Origin of the sequence: Parapedobacter sp. GCM10030251, from assembly GCF_042666505.1 — a bacterium.
In the GTDB taxonomy this organism is placed as follows: Bacteria; Bacteroidota; Bacteroidia; order Sphingobacteriales; family Sphingobacteriaceae; genus Parapedobacter.
Genome location: NZ_JBHTDN010000002.1, coordinates 361,806 through 386,177, shown reverse-complemented (window position 1 = coordinate 386,177; position 24,372 = coordinate 361,806). Strand labels below are relative to the sequence as shown.

Annotated in this window: 10 protein-coding genes; 3 read left to right on the top strand and 7 right to left on the bottom strand. The window is 48.6% G+C overall.

What is annotated here, in order from left to right; translation table 11 throughout:
* Positions 1-42: 42 nt before the first annotated feature.
* The 7 genes from ACFQRK_RS07510 to ACFQRK_RS07480 form a co-directional block, all read right to left on the bottom strand.
* Entirely contained in the window at positions 43-2,907 is a 2,865-nt protein-coding gene (locus ACFQRK_RS07510) for a hypothetical protein (RefSeq protein WP_379005182.1), read from the bottom strand.
* Between the two features lie 44 nt (positions 2,908-2,951).
* A complete protein-coding gene (locus ACFQRK_RS07505) occupies positions 2,952-5,798 on the bottom strand; it encodes a family 78 glycoside hydrolase catalytic domain (RefSeq protein WP_379005180.1) in 2,847 nt (948 codons plus the stop codon).
* A 26-nt stretch (positions 5,799-5,824) separates the two neighbouring features.
* On the bottom strand, positions 5,825-7,282 hold the full coding sequence (locus ACFQRK_RS07500; protein WP_379005178.1) for a hypothetical protein: 1,458 nt from the start codon (positions 7,280-7,282) through the stop codon (positions 5,825-5,827).
* Positions 7,283-7,360: 78 nt separating this feature from the next.
* Positions 7,361-9,634, bottom strand: coding sequence for a RagB/SusD family nutrient uptake outer membrane protein (locus tag ACFQRK_RS07495; RefSeq protein WP_379005176.1), 2,274 nt, complete (start codon positions 9,632-9,634; stop codon positions 7,361-7,363).
* Between the two features lie 11 nt (positions 9,635-9,645).
* Positions 9,646-12,714 (bottom strand): SusC/RagA family TonB-linked outer membrane protein, encoded by a 3,069-nt coding sequence (locus ACFQRK_RS07490; RefSeq protein ID WP_379005174.1) that lies wholly within the window; start codon positions 12,712-12,714, stop codon positions 9,646-9,648.
* 21 nt (positions 12,715-12,735) lie between these two features.
* On the bottom strand, positions 12,736-14,553 hold the full coding sequence (locus ACFQRK_RS07485) for a RagB/SusD family nutrient uptake outer membrane protein (protein WP_379005172.1): 1,818 nt from the start codon (positions 14,551-14,553) through the stop codon (positions 12,736-12,738).
* An 18-nt stretch (positions 14,554-14,571) separates the two neighbouring features.
* Entirely contained in the window at positions 14,572-17,703 is a 3,132-nt protein-coding gene (locus ACFQRK_RS07480; RefSeq protein ID WP_379005171.1) for a SusC/RagA family TonB-linked outer membrane protein, read from the bottom strand.
* Positions 17,704-18,230: 527 nt separating this feature from the next.
* On the opposite strand from ACFQRK_RS07480, the gene ACFQRK_RS07475 reads away from it, so the two are divergent.
* Genes ACFQRK_RS07475 through ACFQRK_RS07465 form a run of 3 tightly spaced genes read left to right on the top strand, consistent with a single transcriptional unit; the run spans position 18,231 to position 24,371 of the window.
* The gene (locus ACFQRK_RS07475) at positions 18,231-20,441 is read left to right on the top strand and encodes a DUF5722 domain-containing protein (protein WP_379005170.1); all 2,211 of its coding nucleotides are present in this window, start codon (positions 18,231-18,233) and stop codon (positions 20,439-20,441) included.
* A 46-nt stretch (positions 20,442-20,487) separates the two neighbouring features.
* Positions 20,488-22,293 carry a hypothetical protein gene (locus tag ACFQRK_RS07470; RefSeq protein WP_379005168.1) on the top strand — a complete coding sequence of 602 codons (1,806 nt, stop codon included), beginning with the start codon at positions 20,488-20,490 and terminating at the stop codon, positions 22,291-22,293.
* Between the two features lie 11 nt (positions 22,294-22,304).
* Positions 22,305-24,371 carry a hypothetical protein gene (locus ACFQRK_RS07465; RefSeq protein ID WP_379005166.1) on the top strand — a complete coding sequence of 689 codons (2,067 nt, stop codon included), beginning with the start codon at positions 22,305-22,307 and terminating at the stop codon, positions 24,369-24,371.
* Position 24,372 lies beyond the last annotated feature (1 nt).

The window sequence follows — 24,372 nt, the reverse complement described above, 5'->3', positions numbered from 1 at the left end:
ATGTTCGTGCCATAGAGGGGATTTGTTGAGATGATTGCATTATTATTTAAAGGTAATATCGATCCATTTTCCAGAAAGTTCGCGATCGATATTCAGTACGATATTTCCGTCTTTTACGGTATTTTTTATATTCGATTTCCCGTTTTTGACAAGGGCTTTTTTGCTGGCCGGAGGAATGGGCAATACGATTTCGCCTTCGCCCGCCACACGAAGTTGATAAGCCTGTAAATCGGCGTCCGTCGGGACATAGCTGATGTCAACCGGGTGATTGCTGAACTTGTAGCGAACGCCGTCGATGGCAATGCCTGTGCATTGAACGCCATTAAACGCAATAAGCTTTCCGGCGGGATCAGTGCGGAAGGCCACATTCATTTTTCCCTGATACGTGATATCGTGGCCATTGATTTTGAGATTTTCGATGGCTAGTTCATCGGAGGGCAGGGGATTTACGGCCAACGCTTTCGCGTCGGCTTCTTCATTACGGGAAAATCCTCCTTCCCAGTTTTCGCGATGGGTACGGTAATGCTTTACTAAGGCCGTGGTGCCATTCGGAAACTTGGTTGCAAAGAAGTCGGTCGTACGGGATACGTACGTCGGATTATCATTTTCGGGAAATTTACCCGTAGCCGGATAAGCATTTGCGGCGGATAGGATTTCGAACAGTGTACGCGACTCATAGCCGAGGCTGGCGGACTGGTCGTCACGGGGGCGGAATCCGAAATAGTAAGCAGCTCCTTTGCCCTTTTTTAACTTCGTTCCAACCAGGCTCTCCTCGACTTTTGCTAGGATCTCAGTGGCGGATGAAGTGGCGGTTACGGGATATATCCGATCCACTAAAAAATCGGTCAGAATCACCTGGGAGGGTACCGTTGAAAAGCTATTTTCGAATGTGACTTTTTTTCCGCTTGCGATTTCTCCCATGTATTCATCAAACCGGTATTCCACACCGAATAAGGCTTTCCATTTTTGGGCGCAATCCGCTCCTTTGCTGTCGATTAGCGATGGGGTGCCGCACCAAATCACATTGCCACCGTTTTCCACAAACTGATCCATCATGTCGAGTAGTCCTGCTTCCGGTAGGGGTTCAAACAGCGTTACAAGCGTTCGGTATTTCTTTTCTGCTACCTGAATTTGCCCGTCAGGCAAGACTTTACCCAGCTCCATGAGTTTATCGGCCGTCAGGTAGTTCGCGTATCCGTATTGCGTCATCCAGCTGCCAAATCGTTCGTCTACGGCCACCAGGTTCATGGGGTATACGATCAAGACCTCAATATCCCGATGGACGTTACCGGTCATTAATTTCATCGCCTTCGAAGGCTGAGCGCCAAATGCTTCGTTGAGCATGTTTTTCCAGTGCAGTGCGGCGCTGGGGAATCCCCACGCAGCAGCATAGGCGTTCGGATATTTATTGATTACGCCAATGGAAGTGCCCATTGCTGCGCCGTAATAATTGCGGTCTCCCCATCCGCATTCCGCAAAATCATTTCCCGTTGGTTGGAGATATTCTCCCCATTTGAAATAATCATAGCATGCAGCTGCGGCTTGGTGTACCGTATTGCCCCATACAAAATTTGACGTGTATTCGTACTTATAGGCATTGTCATGGAGCTTTTCCACATCCCATAAGTCGATGGTCGGGCTTTCAGCCCATGATGAATGCGCACTTGTCGGCATCTCCCGATTAAACAACTGTTCGGCATAATCTTTCGCATGCTTAAAGAGATCGACCACCCCATGGTTAAGCATTTTGTAGTAGCGGTCTCTTAACAAATAGGTACGGTGGATGTCTTCCGGTTTTTCGCCCATTACGTATTGGACGTTGCGTACCGCGGAAGCGGTGGCTTGATAATAGGGGGCTCCGTACACAAAATAGAGCATGTACTTGTCGTCAAACGGCTGATCGTATTTTTTCTGGTATTGCTGGGAAAAACCTTTCGTCAAAAAACGTGTATTAAACTGCCCGCCTTCGTGATGTGAAAAATAGACCCAATCCTGCTGTATATGCATCTCGTCGGAATAAAAGGCAGTCAGGTTTACTCCTTTTTTCTTGTATTTATCGATCAGACCGTTCAGGAAGCCTGGGGCCTGCTCACTGAAATAATCCATCTCCGGCGTCTCGTATTCCAACAAAACCATCACGCGATCATAGCCTTCCAACTGTTTGGGTCCGTCGTAATAAACCCGTAGGTTTCTGACCGGGTAAATCATATCGGCCGGATCATTCTTGATGCCGTATCCGCCACCGCCAACGTCTATCGTATCACTCGCTTCATAGTTAATCCCCTTTATTTCGATGATGTCGTCGGGATTGACCGCGATGTGATGGGATGATTTAATCGGTCTCTCTTTGAATGCATAAGCCTTGATCCCTTTTAGGGTGACACGGAATTTCCCTTTATTGTTGGTCCAGAAAAGTTGTTGCCACATCGAGATACTGAACTTACCATCAGAAGAATTACGCAACCCCACCTTGTAACCCAGCCATCTTCCGGCTTCCTGCGTTTGATTTTTGTAGGCCGGTCCGAGCTCAAGCGGACTAAGAAGGCTCAAGCAAATACCCATCCCATATTTTTTTGCGAAGTCGCTGATGAATTTGATCTTATCCACATATTCGTCCATATCCGGCGTTAACCGCCGTTCGGTACCTGCTTGAGGACGATATTGTCTGAAAAATTCATCAAAGGCTATAATCAGTTCCTTATCCCCACGCTTTTGCCCCCCTTCGCAAACCTCACGCAAACTCCGTAGGGAGCGCGTGTGCCCCAACGACATATCGATTTTTTTGTCCGGGTCCATTAGATCGTAAAGTTGCTGATCGGACGTCAGAATTATGACTTCTGATTTGGCCGGATGAAAAGACCCCGCAAACGTTAGAATGAGGATAAGGACTTTGAACCGCGTATTCATTTTTTTCTGTTTAAATGTATTTCCAACGATGATTTTATCGGAGATCATTCGTTGATCGTTACTTTATATTTACCTGAGCCAAGCTTTATGGTAAATCCTTTATCGGTTCGCTCAATGTTTTGAATCAAATTACTGGCGGTAGCCGATTTTCCGTTTATGTAAACGTGATCGGGCGATGGTGCTTCCACATAAAAATAAGCGGTGGTATTTACGGGGATTTCAAAGGAATGGCGTTTCGTCGCTCCGGTGTAGTCCCACGCTGATTCAATCCGTCCGGCGATGGAATGATACGTTCCCTTTACCTTTGTCAATCCCACATCAGAAGCCGGGATCTCGGGTTTAATCCAAAATGTGCGAAATCCTCTCTCGATTGATTTTATGCCGACCATGTTTTCGAACATCCATTCGTTTACGGCACCAAATGCGTAATGGCTGAACGAATTCATTTCCGCATTGTGGACAAAACCCTTGTCCTTTATATAGCTGTCCCATCTTTCCCAGATCGATGTAGCGCCATTTACCACCTCATAGCCCAAAGACGGATACTCCGTGCTTGTGAGAAGTTTATAGGCCTTGTCGGACGAGCCCGACGCTGACAGGGCTGGTAGCAGGGGCTTAAACCCTAAAAAGCCTGTTGTCAACCGGTCATTATTTTTCTCGACGAGTTCGCGAAGGAAGGCGCCCGCAACGTGGAGATCCTCTTCATCAAGCAATCGCATATATAGGGCATTTGCATAAGCGGTTTGGGTATGACCTGCAAAGCCGTGCTGACCCTCCACATATCCTTGGCCATCACCGTAGTAGGCAGCGTCGACTTTAAATTTACCATCTTCCATGTAGTGACGCTTGATGGCTTTTTTGATAGACAAGGCAAGTTTTCCGTAGGTATTGGCTAGCTGGGTGTCATGAACGGCAGCACACATTTCTTCCATCATTCGCGCGCAATGAAAATAATACATTGCTGCCAGCAGGTCGGGGCTGGTTTTTTTTCCCACTGACAACCAATCGCCAAAACCGCCCTTCGGACTGATGTCATCAAAACTTCCTTCCCGTATAAGGCCGTCGTCATCCGCCCGGCTCTTCAGGAAGTCCATAAACTTAACCATGTAAGGCAAAGACTTCTGGACAATCCGGGTATCGTTGTAGGTATTGAAGATTTCGTAAGTGCAGATGATTCCGGCTTCTGACCAGCCCGGCGAGAAGGTGTCGGATGCCCGTATTGCGGCTTTGCCGTTAGCATCCACGGGCATGGGTGCATACACCGGAAAAGCTCCGTTTGGCCATTGCGAGTCATTCAGATCTTGGATCCATTTCGTGTGGAACACCGCAATATCGTTGTTGTAGGTCGCTGAGCGAATGTAAACCTGCGCATCTGCAGTCCACCCTAACCGCTCGTCGCGCTGAGGGCAATCGGTAGGCACATCGAGGTAATTAGCCCGCTGCGTCCAGATAATGTTGCTGTAAATTTGGTTCAGTAGGCTGTTGTCCGTTTCGAGGTGTCCGGCGGTTTCCAGATTGGAACTCATCGCTAACCCCACCAGGAAATCGCTGTCCGGTTCCTCTGATAACCCAGAAACCTCCACAAACTGAAATCCATGGAACGTAAAACGAGGGCTCCACACTTCTTCCTGATGATCTCCGCCGACGATATATGTATCGGTTGCTCTAGCGGTTCTCAGGTTTTCGGTGACTAACGTACCGTCGGGGTGTAACATCTCTCCGTACCTGAATACCAGTGTGTCGTTGGGTTTCCCTTTTATTTTTAACCGGATGACTCCCGCAAAGTTCTGACCGAAATCAACGATATACTTGCCATTTTGAAGCCGATTGATTGATTTTATCGGTAGTTCTTTGATTACCTGTACCGGATGGCTTGGGTAAAGCTGAATTGCCCGGTTTGCTTTTTCGTCAATCACCTGGACATGCTGCCAGCCGCTGTCGTCGAAATCAGGTTTATTCCACCCGCGCTTTTCTTTAGTCGCGTCGTAGGTTTCGCCTTGCAGGAAATCCGACTCGAGAATGGCACCCGTTGATGCTTTCCAGTCGCCGTCGGTCGAGATGACTTGTTGGCTTCCGTCATCGTAGGTAAGCTCTACCTGTGCCTTTAGCAGCGGGAAGTCGCCGTAGTACCCTCGTACTTGCTTGGTGCCTACCAATAGCGCATACCCCAGGTATCCTGAATACCAGCCGTCGGACAATATCGCTCCAAACACGTTAACACCCGGCTTCACATGAGCGGTTACGTCATAAACATTGTAATAAACCCTTTTATTATAATCCGTCCATCCGGACGCGAAATAGTCCCGTCCTATTTTATTCCCGTTCACATAAAACTCGTGCAGTCCGAGCGAGCTGATATATAACCTGGCTGACTGAATTTTTTTGGTAACTCGGGCTTCTTTCCGAAGGTAAGGCGAGGGCGGCAAATGATACTTTCCTGGCTTCGCTAAACCGTTGAGATCATAACCGATCCATTTGGCCTTCCAATCAGTGGGAGTCAATAACCCCATTTCCCAGAAATTGGCCTCACTCCATTTACTTGCCCGGTCATTTGCATCCCAGACGCGCACTTTCCACCAGACTTGTTGTCGCGATTGAAGTTCAGTGCCCTGATATGCGATTTGATTGGTTTCCGACGAACGTATTTTTCCGGTATCCCATATGTCACCTTCATTTTTGTCGAGCTTTTCCTTTGAGGAGGCAACGATCAGCTGATACGCCGATTGATATTGGTTGTATTTTTTGGATACCAGTTCCCAGCTCAGACGTGGAGATCGGTCATCTAAAAAAGGATTGCGCTTATATTCCGCACGTAGATTGACCGGTGTAATATCAATGGCCAAGGAAACCAGACATACATGCAGCAAAAAAATAGAAATAACGTACCTCATAGTTCTTAAAAATGCGATTCTAAAAATTAATCCCCAAGTCCGATCTTGGTAATTTTTGCCGATCCTTCGTTTGAAAAAGCGATTTTCATGCTTTTCATCGCGCCGCGATACGCTGCTGATTTTGCCAGATGGATGCGGTATGTGCGATGCTTGCCGTCAGCGAGGATGGTTTGCGTGACGGAAACGGGTTGCTTAGCCGGGAACTCAGCTGCTTTCTGTTGTTTTTCGGTCTCTACATCGTGCTCGCCATCACTCCAATTCAGCCAATCCGTAAAATCGGATTTACTCAGCGGCTGGATTTCTACCGACAGCGATAGTTCGCCGTCGGCCGTATTAAAAGCGCCGTCTATTTCCAAGAAAGGTGTTTCGGCGGCTTCCCAGAATGTTACCGGACTTACTAAAGCTGCGTTGTCCTTGAATCGGATATCCAACTCCTTTCGTATGGGAAAACCGGAGTCATTCATATCACCTTCATAATACCAACTGTGCCGCGAATCTTGGAAACTCCATGTGGGATGCGGTACCACTTCCCAATTTGCTTTCGCGTAGCCACGGATGTCTTCCAGTGTACCCAATACCAGCGACGTTTTATAAGACCAGCGGATGTTATGGTCGAGAATCTGCTTGCCAATCGGTGCGATATGTCCGGTTGGCGCATCCTTTTCGCCGCCAATTCCTTTATGCTCATCATTGGGATGGAAACCGCCATTGAAGGTCATCACTTCAGGTTGAAATACGCCGATGCCATACCCTTGTTCGTCAAGTAATGCTACCCAGTTCTCTGGCGTATAGAAATGCACCCAAGGCCATCCTTTCCAATCTCCCTTATCAACGACCGTGGTGGTGGGCTCGCCGGTAAACGGTTTATCGCCGAGGTAGGTAACGACCTTATACCAGGGGCCATTGGTGTATACCGCTGGCATTTCCTGTGCACATGCACGGTACTGCGTTTTATCCGTCCGCTTATTTACGATGGCGGCTTCCAAGGTAATCACATTGTCTTCCAGTGTATAGAGGCATTCAAATTCACATTCTCCGGCAATACCCGACTTATGAGGCCATTGCATGGGGGTACTGCGAACGAAAAAAGCGTTGTTACCTCGTTTTTCAAAAGAAATCAGTTTCGACCGGTTGCCTCCCGCATCGCCCGACTGAATGGGATTCCATCCTAAGCCAGCCCACTCGGGGGCGGGTGTTTCTCCGTTCGGACCGACGTAAGGCCAGGGCCCACTATAAAAGGAAAGCTGTATTTGGCGTCCCCAATCCGCGCTGTTGATCATGTTCTGCCCGCCATTCTTTTGATCGGAGAGGAAGGTAACGGCTCCACCCAGATCGAGGTCTATTCCCAGTTTTATCCGGTCGTTCTCGAGATACCGCATGGAAGACATCGCTTCTGGCGTGCTCCGCTTCATTCTTGACGAGCAGGTGGTGAAAACTAACGATAGCAGGCAAACTGCCCATATTACCGTGTTATTCTGTTTCATTTCTCTCCTTTCTAACTAATGCCCTGTAATATTAACCAACAACGCTCCGATGCCCCATGGACGGCCATGGGGCATCTATCACCAACCTGGATTTTGCCAATTTACACCTGTATAAGACGCCATTTTTGAAACTTCCGACTGACTGATTGGCTGCAGCAGGTATTTGTCCGTGTGGGTATTTCGATCCTGCAGTTTAATCCGATTGTAGATGAAGTTGTCACCGTCCTTTACAATGCGCATACCGGTTACGAACTTGTCAGTTTCATTTAGGATCTTCCATCGGCGGACATCAAAAAACCGGTGCTCCTCAAAAGCAAGTTCAACCTGGCGTTCATTTCGATAGCGTACTCCAAATTCGGCAGGAGTTAATCCGGCGGGCAGTGCAGGCATATTCACACGTGCCCTGATCAGATTCAGCGCTTCCCTGGCAGACAGTGCACCTGCACCGCTGGCTTTCGATTCAACCGCTACATCCGGTCCTACCGATTGATAGGCCGCTTCCGCAAAGTTTAGGTAGAGCTCACCCAGTCTGAAAATCTTCATCAATCCATCTGCATCGACATTGACATTTGATCGGTAATTGTTGAATTTACGTAAGTAATAACCGGTGCGCGTAAAACGGGTCTCCGTGATATTGCTGGAAATCGCGCTATTGCCACCTACAAAGGTCTCTACAGGTGTTGCTGCAGGCGGCGGCGTGAAGCTCTCGATACGGAAGTTTCGAACGGTAAGTTCGTACCCATCGCCACCGGTAGGGTCAAATCGAAGAAAATGACGAGCTGGCTCTTGGCCGCCATTGGCATTGACACCGAAGCCAAAGTTGGAAATCGCCGATGAAAGGTCAAACTCAAACCGTTTCCATTCGGACGCCTGTTCAATGACGATATTCTGGCCGGACGAAACCCCGCCTTGCGGTCCGCCCGCTACGCAATAAAAGAATTCAGCGTCGGTGATTGTTTTATTGCTTTTGTACTCAAAGGTAATCAAACGTTTTTCACCAGCAGGAAGGGCTTCATTCAGTTGCGTGGTCGTTATCCATGGATCACTCCCAGTGGTTGTGATCGTAAATTCGTCGCCGCTTGAGGCCGTTGAGACGTTGTTTTTCGGATCAATAAAAGTTAAGGGAATCAGATCCTTCTCCATATTTCCCGAAGTGAGGGAGCGGGGCGAATTGTTATAATAAATCGATGCATAAAAACGGGGATCACGGCCCTCATAGGGATGGTTGGGGTCGTAGCCCGATCCGGTATTAATAATCGGCTGGAGGTGTTGGGGATCGGAATAGCCGAGTATTGGCATTTCTCCTGTGGCTTGCATCCCATAGGCGTCTACCAGTTCCTGTGAAGGACCAGCACCCGCTTTTTCTGCACCTTGGGTTATCGGGGTACCGGCCCATTTCCACACGTTGGTCCGTGCCGTGGTGGTTTCGAAAATCGTTTCCTTGTCCACAGAGCGACTTGGGTCTGAACGGAGGATAAAGTAGTATGCGTAAGCGTTCTGTGCTATGTCCGCCGGCGGCGTGGTATTAAACAGCCGGAAACCATGCGCAAGGCATTGGTCGAGCGCTTCTTTGGTGATTTCCGTGGCCTTTTCCCAAGTATACTTGCTTCCCGATGTATACCATAGCGGGCTTGCGGCGTACAGTGCTGTTTGAGATTTTACGGCATAGGCGAATGCACGCGTAATGGTTTCCCTTTCATTATCACTGATATCCCAACGAAAGCCAACGGTGGGCTTTCCACTTTCAGGAATAGCCAATGCGGCATCACAGTCGGCGATAATAAAATCCGCACATTCTTCGAAGGTGGCGCGTCGATCTTGCGAAAAGTCGTGCGTCACCTCATAAGGCGTGCTGATCAAGGGGACACCCCCAAAACGTTTGATCAGCTGCAGGTAGTAATAGGCCCGCAAGACCAATACTTCGCCGATCCATCCATTTTTCTCGTCTTCATCGATTACGGCTGTCGCGATAGTTGGGTCGTTGATGCTTGCCAGAAAGGTGTTGCATTTTCTTATCGCTTGAAAATAATGTGCCCAAGAGTAGTCTCCCGCCACCGGATTGTTGGTGGAGGAAGCCCGGTTATTATACCAGTCGTTTACGCTGCCATTCACGCCGTCGCTGGCATCATGAGCCTCGTCACTAAATGATGCGAGTGGAGTTTGGTTATACGTAAATCCGACCTGAGGGAGGTAAGAACGGCAAGCGTTGAAATAATTTCTCGTGCGTTGATAGTTGCTAAACATGTCTTTCAGGGTCATTCTTCCGTCGGAAGGCAAATCCAGGTCTGCACAGGATTCGAAGCTGAAGAGTCCGATAACAAGAGCAACGATTCTTAAAATACTAGTCTTCATTCTCAAAGATTTTAGAAGTTTGCACTTAAACCAATGTTAAATACGCGGTAGGGTTGGAATGTGCTCATGCTTCCGATTTCCGGATCGACGTATTTCGACCGCATATTGTCAATTGTAAAAAGATTTTGCACATTTAGGGACACCCTTATCCCTTCCGAGCGGATTCTCTGCGAGAGGTTGCTCGGCAGTGTATAGGCGACTTCCACATTGCGTAATCGTAGATAAGAACGGCTGCTCAAGAAGTAGTCATTATTTTGATGGTTTGTTGATGGCGATAACGATAATGCTGGATAGGTGATGGTTTCACCAGCTGCATACCTTTCGGGAGTCCATGCATTCAGATGAATGTCATTGAAAATGCCCCTGCCCAGATTTTCATAGGCACCTGTGCCGCTCAGAAACTGCGAACTCCGGTTAACTCCATGAAGGAGGAAAGACATGTCCCAATTTTTCCAAGTGAAACCACCGACAAGGCTATACTCCTGCTGAGGCAAACGGGAATATCCCATTGGAGCCAGATCTTCTTCATTGATCACGCCGTCGTTATTTAGGTCCTGATAGATGAAATCGCCCAAGCGCGGCGACCCGAAAGCGTAGGTCAGCCCCGAGTTTTCCAATTCTTCCAATGAATTGAACATGCCGTTGCCATTGCTGTAGTCAATCCGGTACCCCCAAAGCTGACCTAAGGAAAACCCTTGGGTGCGATACGGATAGGCGAAATCCTCGCCAGCAGAGGCTTCGTTGATGTTTATGACCTTGTTCTTCGCCTGCATGAAGTTAGCCTGCGCAAATACCGAGAAGTCTTGGGTAATATGCTTATTGAAACCCAACGAGAGTTCAAAGCCTTTGTTTTCCATTACTCCATCGTTCAACTTCGGATAATAATTGAGTGGTATCCCTTGGTATTCCGGAAGTCTGGCGCTGCTATTAATCAGCATATTATCAACTTTATGCGTGAAATAATCAGCTTCGATCGTAAACATGTTTAGCAAGCCGATATTGATGCCTAAGTTCAGCTTTTCAATTCGCTCTGCCTCCAACGCTGGGTTGCCTCGTTCCAACTCGGATCCGTTGGAACGGATGTTGTCTAAGTAGAGGAATCGTGCCGCACCTAGTTGGTCATTAGCGGTAACTCCGTAAGAAGCCCGAAGTTTCAGTAACGTTAAGACATTCGATTTAAGGAAATCTTCTTTGGATGCAATCCAGGCGCCTGAAATGGCTGGCGTAGCGGAGTAACGGTTATCGGGATGAAACTGTTCTGAACCGGAATATCCCAGGTCGGCTTTCAGGAAATAACGGTCTTTGTATCCGTATAAGGCTGATATTCCGAAATTTTGCCTCATATACGGCAATACCGCATTGCTCGTTCCGTTAGACTCCTTTTCCTGCTTTAGGTAATACGTATGAGCGGATGCATCGATGCTGTGATCACCAAAGCGACGGTTATAATCTAGTCGTCCCAGTAAATTCAGGTAATAGAAAAACACGGAACCCTTGCCATACGCGAGTGGGGTATTTTCAAAAGTTTTGTACGGCGTGAAATTATCAAGTACTGAAAAATCACTTCCCCGAAGTACACGTCTGTAACTCTGCGTGGTAGCGGTTTCATTCCGTACGTACGTTTGATACGCCATGCCCCCACTTGCCGACAGTCCTTTTGTTAGGAATCCCAGATCGAGTTTCAACCCTGTTTGTGCGATCACATTGGTTTCTACCACGCTGTTATAACCTGATCGATTTAGGGTGCCATATACGGGATTGTCCAAGCCCTCGACTGTTACCACCTGATTACTCAAATCCGGGTCGCCTTCAAGAACGGGCGATAACGGACCAAACATCGTGGGGGGCTGGTTGAAAATCTGACTATAAACGTTCCACCCCATGGTAGCCCCGGCTAATTTTTCCTTTTTGATGTTTCCGGTGAGGCGCATGTAGCCCGAAAGGTACTTATTGAACTTAACGTCCATATTGGTGCGGAAATTACCGATGTTGACACGCGGTGTTGGATCGTATTTCCGGCCTGGCTCATCGGTGATGATGAAAGGCTCTCCCTGGTTCAGGAAGCTTAGGTTCGAATAGTACTTGAATCTGTCCGTTCCTCCGGAAACGTTTACTCCCACACGCTGTCGCATGACAAAGTCCTTCACATATTCATCGAACCAGTTCGTATTCGGATAGCCTATGTCACTTCCTGAACGAAACAGGTCGATATCTTCTTGAGAAAACTGGGAGTAGGTACCCAAGCCATCCCGTTCGCCCGCCTCATTGCGCAATTCGGCATACCGTGCTGAGTTAACAAACAAGGGACGCCTGGTCATTTGCTGAAAGGAATGATCAGCATATCCTTCCACATTTAACTTGCCGGTGAAACCGCGTTTGGTGGTGATGACAATCACACCGGTAGCACCTTGAATGCCGTAGGCTGCCGTCGCCGAAGCATCTTTCAATACCGAGATACTCTCGATCTCCTTCGGTGAAATAAACTCGATGTATTGCGTGGGTGCGATTACCCCGTCAATGATGATGAGCGGATCGTTGCCGTTGACTGAGGAATATCCCCGAATGGCCTTGGACAGATTTCCATAGCCAAAGAAGGTCAATTCAGAAATATTGGATACCACCGTCAATCCCGGTAATCGACCGGCGTAAGTCTCAGAGAGCACGTTGGTCGGTGCTTTATCCAATACGCTTCCCGCTACCGAAGACACCGCTCCGGTAAGGGACTCGCGAGTGTACGTCTGGTAACCAAAATTTACCGATCCGCCTTGGTTGTGCGGATCGAAAGTTAACACGATATCACGTCCTTCAGCGATCTCGTCAACGCGGATACGTATGTTTTGATAACCAGGGGCAGCTATCACTACGTATTGATTAACGTCATTAAAGGTCAAGTTAAAGGTGCCGTCCTTTGACGTGATCGATTGGTGATCACCATCTTCGGTCACAAGCGTTGCCCCTTGTATGGGTTGGTTATATTCGTTAACGACCCGGCTTTGCGCTTCGCTTGTCTCCTGTGCATACAGTGACGCAGACGTGATCAAGCAGATGTATAGCGCAATGTATTTTATATATTTCTCCATCTTAGTCATAAATCATTGAAATTACCATCCTGGATTTTGCCATCTCTGACCTGTCACTGATTCGAGTGTAGACGCTTCATTAAGCGGGATGGGCAATAGCAGATCGCGGTTTTGCCAGCCACCTCGTGGGTTGGTCGAGATGTTGCGGCGGTTGTAGGTAAAGCTACCATCGCCATTTTTGGTGATGACCATCGCCGTGAGCCACTTGGCGGTTTCGCTCAGGTCTCCATCGGGGCTTTCCCAACGACGTACATCGAAATACCGTTGTTCTTCCCACGCTAATTCCACGCGACGTTCATTACGTATGCGAAGAATGAGTTCTTCTTTAGTGAGCGCTGAAGAGAGTCCGGGCATGCCTGAGCGTGCGCGCACTTCATTTGCTGCGGCCCGGGCTTCATCCAGGTGGTTCGCCTCAGCTGCCGCTTCTGCTAAGTCCAGCAAGGTCTCGCCAAGTCGATAGTATTTCCAATTTGAATTGTTGATTTGATTGGTCTGGCTTGCCCCGGGGGTAACCATTTTGGCGTGATAATAACCGGTGCGGGATGCGGACCGGTTCGTAATGTCAAAACTCGGCGCATGCGGACCTCCCGTGTAAGTTTGCACTTCAACAGTTTGATTGTCGAATAGTATGGTGCTGCCATTGTAAAGCGCCGTCTGAGCTAACCGCGGATCCCGGTTTGCATAGGGGTTATTGGGATCATACATCGAGTTTGGATTGTAGTTTGGCTGCAAATGCCGCTCATCCAGGTAAGGCTTGCTAAGGTTCAAGATGGGTTCACCGTCGATGGTTTCAAATGCATCGATCAGCTCTTGGGTTGGAGCAACACCGGCTTTGTATGTGTTAGGCATGTTACTGCCGATGTAGCCTATATGCCATACGAAGACACTTCCGCTCCGGGCTTGGTAGAGGGTTTCCTTATCACGCGGCGTAGCCGAATAATCTGCGTTTTGACACACCAGTTGGCGAAAAGCAGCTGCGGGTCCGGTGCCGAATACCCCGGGTTGGGTGGTTTCGGTAAACAGCGCATACCCGTTTGCCTTCAATTTAGAAACCGCATCTTTCGCAACTTGGTACGCTTCTTCCCAATGATTCTGCCCTTCGTTATGAAGCGGGCTCGCAGCAAAAAGCATCGCCTTGGTTTTGAGTGCCAGCGCCAGCGCCTTGGTCACGCGCCCTGCATCATTGGCATTGTCGATCCGCCAGGGAAGATTGGGTTCGGCCAGGGCTGCGTCGCAATCCAACATAATGAATTTAGCGACATCGTAAACCGAGGAGCGGGTGAGTGTCGAAAAATCGGCATCAAACGGGACAGTCGCATCCAGAATGGGTAGCTTACCGAACCACTTGACCAACTCCATATAAAAGAACGCACGTAGCAGTCGTGCCTCCGCCTTGAATCGGCCGCGGTCTGCTTCATTGTTGACAGCAGCCTTGTCAATCACCTCAATAAACTGTGAGCATAGCCGGATTTGTTGCCAAAACCGGTTCCAGTACTGATTGTTGCCTCCACCGTGTCCGTCGTCATTATTCCACATCACGTGGCTGCTCGCAGAGTTATTATCCTGGTAATAGTTCCCCGCGATCAAACCTTGGCCGTCGTCGGATGTCCATCCGTCATCACTGGATGCTACGACAGCTGATTCAAAAAACCAATATGAATATCCTTTCTGAGGAATATTTGCATAACATTGATTTAGTAAGCCTTCCACCTTATTTGGGTCGGCCAGCACTTCGTCCATTTGCATGTTGCCATCAGGCGCCATATCCAATACGTCGGTACAGCTTGTCACAAACAGAACCAATGGCAATATGAGGGCTATTAAACGTTGTATTTTCATATCGTGCTAGAGTTAGTGTTAAAAAGTCACATTAAGGCCAAAATTGATCATCATGGTCAATGGATACACCAATGCATCGGTCTGTTCCGGGTCGACCGTATCTATGGGTAACTTTTTGAAAGTTAATAAGTTGTTTCCATTAACATAGGCCCGAAGTTGCTGTACCCGTATCGGATTGAGCAACCGTTGTGGTAAGTTATAACCGATCTCGGCGTTTTTCAGCCGGAGGAACGAGCGATCCATGATAAATACATTGTTCCTGACCTGGCTTACGCCGTTACCCATCGCCAGGGCCGGATAGCGGATGGCCTCACCGTTGGCATAGCGTTCAGGTGTCCACGCTTGCCGGTGCCAACCGCTGTAGAATCCAACTAAGCCGACTTCCGTAACGCCCCAATCATTCCGGTAATTATGGCTCTGTCCGACGCCGGTAAACAGAAATGAAATATCGAAACTTTTGTATGTTATCGAACCAGCCAGGCCGTAGGTAACGCGAGGTATGTTTGGATAGCCAATGGGTACCATGTCGCGATCATTGATTATGCCATCTCCGTTTACATCTACGTATTTGAAGTCGCCAAGTCGAGGCGTACCACCCATTTGGTAATCCGGTAAACTGGCCAGCTCTTCGGGAGTATTGATGTAACCGTTTCCGTTGCTGTAGTCGATCTTATAGCCGAATTGTTGGCCAATGCTAAACCCGGTACGTCGATATGGATATACATAATCGTTACCAAGCTTCACTTCGTCTGCATAAACGATCGTGTTTTTATTGTACGCGAAGTTACCCTTCACCAAGAAAGAAAAGTCCTGATTCAGGCGCTTTCGGTAGGTCAACTCCGATTCAAAACCTTTATTATCCACCACCCCGATATTGACTTTTGGAATGTTACCCAGTGGAACGCCCTGTAAGGCGGGGATGGTGCTGCGGCTAATCAAAATCTTGTCCCGGTGTTCCTTAAAGAAATCCACCGTTAAGGACAGGCTATTGATCAGTTCCAGATCAAGCCCTAGGTTAGTCTTCCGCGACTTCTCCCATTGGATGAATTCGTTGCCCATCCGGCCTTGCACGATGCTCTGTCCGCGGCCCAGGGTTGGGAATATACCACCGCCGATATTGATAAAGCTTTGGTAAAGGAAGCGGTCATTGCCCAATTTATCGTTTCCGGTAAGCCCGTGGGAGGCGCGAAGTTTCAGATTGGTTACAACGGGGTTGTCAGTCAGAAACCGTTCATTGCTGGCTACCCAACCTACGGAAAATGCAGGAAAGGAACCGAAGCGATTATTCGGGGCAAACTGTTCCGATCCGTTATAACCGAAATTGAATTCAGCCAGATAGCGGTTGTCATAATCGTAAGTAGCGCGTGCCACCAATCCGACAATATTGTATGGCAGCTGCGGATCGTACACATCCCAGTTATCGCGTTGACCCAGTAGCATCCCGCCGACATTGTGGCGCCCGAATGCCCGCGCGTAATTCAAAGATGCCTGATAGTTGACATAATAACGTGTCTGCATCCCCTTGTTTAACCGGATAGCAGCATCCGAATTGGAAATGATGGGGCTATATCCACTGGTTTCATCCGCACTCCGTGCCACGTAAAATGAATAGGTGTCTAATGAACGTACCCCTTGCAAAACGGTGCTTGCTTGGCTATCGAAAGCAATCATTCCCTTGGCAGACAACCCTTTGGTGATAAAGTCCAGTCCCCAGTCCAAAGTCAGCGATGAGTTCAGCATATTGGTGGTTTCCTGCCGGTAGCCCCGGCGGTTAATTTCACCATACGTATTCCGATCCTGTCCCGACTGAGCCACCACTTCGTTGATCGGGACGCCATAACCCGGCATCGTCAACGGCCCCGGATCCGTGGGCGGTGTTGCCCACGTATAGGCGATCATGTTCTGCACCATTCCGGCTACATTACCGCCGAACAAATCTAGGGTTTGGGGCGTATTCATCTTCTCCAAATACGTGGCGATATTGAGTGAGGCCTTTAAGTTTTTGGCGATGCTGTAGTCAATGTTGCCGCGGAAGTTATAGCGGTCCATGCGATAACTGGGATCGTAGCCAAGCGAGCTTTCCGGTTCGGTCTTAAAATTACCGCCTTGTCCGATATAACCCGCATTTAAGAAGTAGGTAAACCGTTCTCCACCTCCGTTAAAATTGGCATTCGCCCGGGTCTGCGGCGCCCAGTCGCGAAAGTAATCGTGAAATACATCGCGGTCGGGAAAAAATACCGGGTCTTCGCCGCTCTTGTACATATCGATCATATACTGCGTAAACGGCATCTGATCCTCGGAGGCATCTGGATTCGTATTTAGAAAGGCCTGATTACGCAGCTGCGCAAACTCCCAGGAGTGGAGGCGGTCGGCTTTTACCAAAAACTTCTGAATACTTTGATCAAATGAAACGCTGAGTTCCGATTTACCCGGTTGACCCCGGCGGGTGGTAATCAAAATCACGCCGTTTGCCCCCCGCACACCGAACACGGCTGTGGCGGAAGCGTCTTTCAGAATGCTAACCGATGCAACCTCATTTGGATCCAGTTTGCTGATATTTGAACGGGGCACTCCATCGATCAGTATCAGTGGCGACGCATCATTCAACGTGCCCGCTCCACGCAGGTAAAGATTAACCACATCCGCGCCCGGCTGTCCGGACGATTGCAAGGCCGTCAGGCCAGGTAAGCGCCCTGCCAATGCGGAGGACAGGTTCGCTGATGGACTCTGCTTCAATTCTTTGGTCTCGATCGTTGAAATCGCGGCGGTTACCGACACTTTTTTCTGCGTACCATAGCCGACAACCACGACTTCATCCAAACCGACGTTGTCCGATTCTAATAAAATCTTTAAGAAAGCGGCATTGTTTATTGGGACCTCTTGATCGATATAGCCTACAATGCGGAATAACAAAGTGTCTCCTACACTTGCTCCCTCCACCAAAAAATTGCCTTGGGCATCGGTGGAAGCAGCCGTACGCTTGTGTTTGATGCTGACGGTCACGCCAGCAAGTGGGCCTTGTTCGTCGCTCACGGTTCCTCGGATGTTCAATCCCTGCTGCGCAACCAGCGCAAAGGGGGCCAAAACAAAGGCGAGAACGAAAACAGATAATAGCCACGAATTTTTTATGTTTCGAAAGCGTTTAAACATAATTACCTAGTTAAAATTAGTTGGATGAATAATTTGCTTCATATTTGTTCACTGAAATACCTTACTCGTTCCAGGGAATTTTAAGTTCTGCTTTCCGTAATTGATTCTTAGGAATGAAGGATACCCTTGAATAAACCTAGCTTATTTTAATTCGGAAGCATTTGAGATATTTCTTGATAACTTCAATTGCGTTGGAATCTGCGCGGCTAGCTTAACTAATAGTTGAGAGGCTAAACACGTCGGTGGTGGCCTCTTTCATGGTTCGTAAAAGTTCTCATTCATATAATACGGGTTTATAGCCCGCAAAGGTAGTAACGAATACTAGTGCCGCAACCCGCACCATACCGTAGTAACCTGTCCCATCCTGTTCGTTCCGCTTTCCATCTTTCAGGACGGTACGGGTTGCCTCAGTATGGAGCGGGTTGCCGGCCGTTTATTTATGATTACATTTGTTAGTTGTAAACCAAATAACAGATAGATCGTGTACGATTACTTACCAATTATGCCGCTTAATGTGACCACTTTGTGTGTTAACTCTCACGAAAATTGCTTTGCAGGAATACGGTCGCTTGACATTCGGATTAGCTATCGCAATGATGGATAAGGTCTTATTCAGGGTGGTCTTATTTTTTCTCGGTTTAGTTGTTTTTCTAGCATGCAAAGGAAAGCAACCCGAATCGCCTCCCGTCGTTGAGCAAGTCCGCTATCTATCATTTGACGAAGAGACTGCCAACCAACTAGATGTAAAAGCCATAGGCCAACATCAATATGAAATACGAACGACAGGAACAGACCCTTATATACTTCTATCGCCGCTCACCCATCAACGCGGTGAAGGGGACTTGGTGCTTAGTTTGGAGTATAAAGCCACTTCGCCACTTCACCATTTACAGGTGTTCCTTGGCGCGCCGATTAATGAAGAACGGTCGTTGAAAACCGCGGAGATCGCCGCTTCTTCTTCGTGGAAAATGTTGGCTATTGATTTAGGTGACCAAATCAAAGAATTTAACTGGGGAAACGTAGGCGACTTTTTGAGATTGGATTTTGGTAATGAGCAAAATGTCGCCGTGCATATCCGGAATCTCAGGCTTCGCAAACGAAATGAGGCGGAAGAAAAATCGGCAAGAGAGCGGGAACTGTTCCGGCAGGATGACGAGGCGTTAAATCAGGAGATCATGGCCTATCTGAATCGAACCTACCCAGCCTCAATCGTAGACGTTTCTGTTGAAGGAGAAACCATCGCCATACGCGGGGTTGCCCCTGCCGGTGAACCGGTTATGCTCGCGGAGGTGACTCCTTATCAACAACTTAGTCGCGTTACGAAATTCACCTATACCTATTCGCTTGAAGGATCGCAGTTTGTTCTGTCTCTGGCGCGTTACGTAGAGCGGGATGGATTTCGGTATGATAGGGCGCTTTCGGCGTGGGCAGTTATAAGAGAAGGAAGCACAAAAGACGACTTGCTTTCACATGCCCGGTATGCAACCCAGATTGAAGCACAATGGAATCTTCCCGTTCAGTCGCTTGCTCATAAAAAAGGGCTGGGTGGATTTTCTGCCAGCCGGGGATTTGTTGAAGATCTTGATGACCTGCCGATAGGCAGCGTAACCGTCAATGTACCCATCACCAGTTTTATCTACTTAGATGCACGACCGGACACGTATGTCCATGAATACGGAGGCAAATCTTTCTATTTCGACAGAAAGAAAATCGATGAGCTGGATCAGACCTTCCGTGTCGCGGCGGCAAGAAACATTATCGTGTCGGCGATTATTTTGGTACAAAAGGCTTCCGAATGTGCGGACCCATCGGTGGGCGAGCTATTGGAGCATGAACACTATACCGACGATGCATTTTTTACGATGCCGAGACTGGATAATGCCGAAAGCTTACGCTGTTACGCCGCGGCACTCGATTTTCTGGCCGGTCGCTATTGCCAACCTGGCAGCCCTTACGGAAGGATCCATCACTGGATCATGCATAACGAGGTCGATGCGGGCAGTACATGGACTAACATGGGAAAGGGCAGACCGCTATTCGTGTATTTAGATAACTATTATAAGTCGATGCGGGTTTGCTACAACATTGCAAAAGCTTACAACGCGCACACGGAAGTACTGGCTTCGTTTACCCATTCGTGGGTAACCAAAGCTCCCGGAGGGGATTATGCCACCCTCGATATGATAAACGGACTTTTGCAGTATTCAACAGCCGAGGGCGACTTCCGATGGGGTTTGGCCTACCATCCGTATCCCGAAGATTTGAATGAACCTAAGACGTGGAACGATAGTCAGGCAACATTCAGCCCAAGAAGCCCTTTGGTAACCTTCAAAAATCTGGAAGTGCTGGACGATTGGATCAAGCGACCCGAGAATTGGTATATGAAAACAAATAAGCGTATGCTTTGGCTGTCGGAAAACGGAACAAACTCACGTACTTACGAGGAAAAAGATTTGCAGGAACAGGCAGCAGGGCTTGCCTATGCATGGAAAAAGCTTGCGCGTTTGGACGGTATTGACGCCATACAATGGCATAACTGGATAGACAATCGGAATGAGTTCGGCCTGCGGATCGGCCTGCGAAGGTTTCCGGATGACGAGGAGGATCCGGGAGGAAGAAAGCCCGTGTGGCATGTTTATCAAGCAGCTGGGACGGAACGGGAAGATGAAATTTTCGAGCCGTATAAGGCGATCATCGGTATAAATGATTGGCGTGAAATCATGAAAGAGATACCGTGAAAGCAGGGTACCCCGCACAATAACAAATAGAAAAGATACGAAAATAATGAATAAACTAATTTGCTTTTTTTTCGCCCTCAGTGTACTGGCATTGCCAACGACGCTTCATGCGCAATTCGTAAACAGTGATCAATGGGCCATGACCGACGCATTAGGCCGGAAGGCAAGCCCATATGAGGCTGCCGGAGACAAGAAGACTGATAAATTCGTTGCAATGTTCTATTGGACATGGCATCAGGGTAATGACGATACGACCTATCAAGTAAGGAATATCACAGAAATCGTCAGGAAACATCCCGAGGCCATGAAAGATTACAACCACCCGGCGTGGGGGACCAAAAAGCCTGGCTTTTTTTATTGGGAGCAGCCCCTGTTCGGCTATTACAAAACCACCGATCCGTGGGTGCTGCGTAAGCACGCCGAAATGCTGGCCGATGCCGGCGTGGATGCCGTCTTTTTTGATTGCACAAACGGCAGCCTCACCTGGCAGGATTCGTATGAAGCGCTGCTGAAAACTTGGGATCAAGCCCAGCGTGAGGGTGTGAACGTTCCTAAAATTGCGTTCATGTTGCCTTTTGGTCCGGCGCCGCACTCGTTGGTTTCCTTGCGACAGCTGTATAAAGATCTCTATAAGCCCGGTAGATATAAAAATCTGTGGTTTTTCTGGAAAGGAAAACCTTGTATTATGGGATATCCGGACAACTTGGAAGATTCGGACGAGGACCGTGAAATTGCCTCTTTTTTCACTTTTCGCCCCGGACAACCGGATTATGTGGACGGACCTAAACGGAATGACCAGTGGGGATGGTTGGAGAATTATCCTCAGCATGGCTACGTGAAAGGAAGCAATGGTAAATTCGAACAGGCTACCGTAGGGGTCGCGCAAAATGCCGGACCGGAAACCGATGGCCATTGCAGTGCCTTTAATTTGCCGGGCACGTACGGTCGTAGCTTTAGTCAACGTAATGGTTTCGATCCCCGGGTCGATGGGTATTTATATGGGTGGAATTTTCAGGAACAGTGGGACAGGGCTAAGGAAATTGATCCAGAGCTCGTATTCGTGACCGGGTGGAATGAATACATTGCAGGCCAGTGGCTACCTGAGCACAATTGGACGGGAGATCCTTTTTCATTTGTAGATCAATTCGATTGGAATCACAGTCGCGACATCGAGCCGAATAAAGGATGGGGTGATAAGGGCGATGTATATTACCTGCAATTGATCGACAATGTGCGCAAATTCAAAGGAATGACACCTCCGGAAAAGGTTTCGGCGCCAAAAACCGTACGGATTGATAAGTGGGCAGATTGGGAAAATGTAGCCCCTTACTTCAAGCATTATAAAGGCAACACCTTGCACCGCGACCATCGGGGACGGTACGATCAGTATTACACAAACACCACCGGAAGGAACGACATCGTGGGCGCCAAGGTAGCACGGGACGATGCACGACTTTACTTTTATGTGGAAACGGCCGATAAACTCACCTCGCCCCAAGATCGGAATTGGATGATGTTGTTTATCGACATAGACCGAAATAAAGCTACGGGATGGAACGGGTACGATTTTATCGTGAATCGCGTGAGTCCCAAAGGCAATAAGGCAATCGTGGAACGGAATGTAGGCAATCGGTGGGAATGGGAACAGGTAGCGACAGTGCCCTTTTCGGTCGATCTTAATAAACTTGCGCTCGGAATCGACAGACGCATATTGGGGTTGGAAAAGAAGGCGGTGGACATCGAGTTCAAATGGAACGATAATATGCAGGAAAACGGAAACATCATGGATTTCTATGTGAATGGGGACGCCGCACCCGGCGGACGGTTTAATTTTGTATATACGGCTCCCTGATTTTTCGAATCATGTTAAATCGTGCACTTTGCTCCTTACCTCGACGCCTTATACTGCTGGGTACGGTTGCGCTGTTGGTTGTCAATTCGCATTCGCTGGCTCAGGAAGGTGGTCGCTTATCAGGGCATAAATCGGATACTACCTATTATCGCGATATTTATCCAGACACCTGGGTCGCTTCGGATGCCTTGGGCAGGACAATGCCGGCATACAACGAAGTCGGCTCCGTGAAAGACGATCAACGCCGGGTAGTTGGTATTTTCTACATTACGTGGCATGGAGATGGCAACGCCGATCAACCGGCACCCTATACGGCCGACGTGTCCCGTATATTGGCATCCGACCCTGCAGCACGGTTGGATGCAAAACATCCGTTATGGACCGCGGGATCCTACCATTGGGGCGAACCTGAAATGGGCTATTTCCTCAGTAAAGATACCTATGTGATCCGGAAAGACATGTCCATGTTGGCCGATGCCGGCGTGGATGTGCTGGTGATGGACGTTACCAATGCGGTACGCTACTGGGACGAATGGGAGGTCCTTTTCAAGACCATGCAGGAGATGAAGGCCGAAGGTAATAAAGTGCCGCAATTCTGTTTCTGGGCATTTAACGGGCCGGTGATCACCGTCGTGCAGGATCTCTATGACCGTATTTATAAAACCGAACGCTTCCGTGACCTGTGGTTTTATTGGGATGGTAAACCGTTGCTGCTGTATAACGGAAATCCGAAATACGACGCCAATGGACAGGACGCCAAGCAGCCCAACCCGCACTATGATCCGGCGGCCAAAACCGATGTCAACCATCCCCATTACGGAGATCCAGACTATACCGAAGAGTTTTACCGCGACTATACCCAGGAGGTAAGGGATTTCTTCACCTTGCGCACCATGTGGTGGGGCTATTATAAATGGGCCGGCCAGCGGTTTGTCGGTACGGAAGACAATTGGAGTTTCGGCTACGATCTTGGCAACAAGCAAGTACGCGGCATGGATCCGGATAGCTTGGTTTCCAGACATCAGGGAAAAAAGGAGCAAGCGGCCGTAACTCCGGCACAGCATCCATCGAGTTTAGTGGGTAAGTCGTGGACACGGCAACACGGGGAGCCTCGCCTGAACGATCAGGACTTGCCTATGCCTGTGGAAGTACCCTGGCTGAAGAAAACCGTTGCCCATCCGGAAGGCTACGGAATTTATTTTCAGGAACGGTGGGACGAGGCGCTTCGTGCCGATCCGCAATTTTTATACCTCAACGACTGGAATGAATGGACCGCCGGGAAATACCATCCCGAAGAGGGGAAAACAACCGATTTCATGCGGCGTAAAAGTCCGTATTTCTTCGTAGATCAATACAATGCCGAATTCAATCGGGCCATTCAACCCATGAAGGGAGGCTATACGGACAATTATTACATGCAAATGGCGCAGAACATCCGCAGGTATAAGGGCGTTCGACCCATTCCCGAATTATATGGGATCCGTCCGGTGACAATCGACGGCAATTTTACCGATTGGGATAAGATCGCAGTGGAATACCGTGATACAAAGGCAGACGTGGCGCATCGTGATTACAAAGGATATGGGGGGCTGCATTATTCGAATACATCCGGCCGGAATGATATGATTACGAGCAAGGTTGCGTTCGATAAAACTTCGGTTGCCTTCTATGTGCAAACTTCCGAAAACCTGTCGCCCCACACGGATCACAACTGGATGCTGTTATTGATTGACACTGATCAGAATCCGGAAACCGGATGGTTTGGCTACGATTTCCTGGTGAATAAAAACGTGAAAAACGGCAACCAAACTACACTCATGCGTTACGATGCCGCACGCAAAGCGGATCCTTGGCAAATCGTTGCGGAATTGGACTATCGTTACCAAGGCGATAAAATGGAAGTGGCCGTCCCAAGGAAACTGCTCGGACTTACCGGGAATTCTGTGAGCTTTGACTTTAAATGGAGCGACAATGCCGTTGATCTGACCGACCCGATTTCCTTATGCACCGACGGGGATACGGCTCCCAACAGGCGGTTCAACTACCGTTGTATATGGCACAAGAAAGAGAACAACTAAA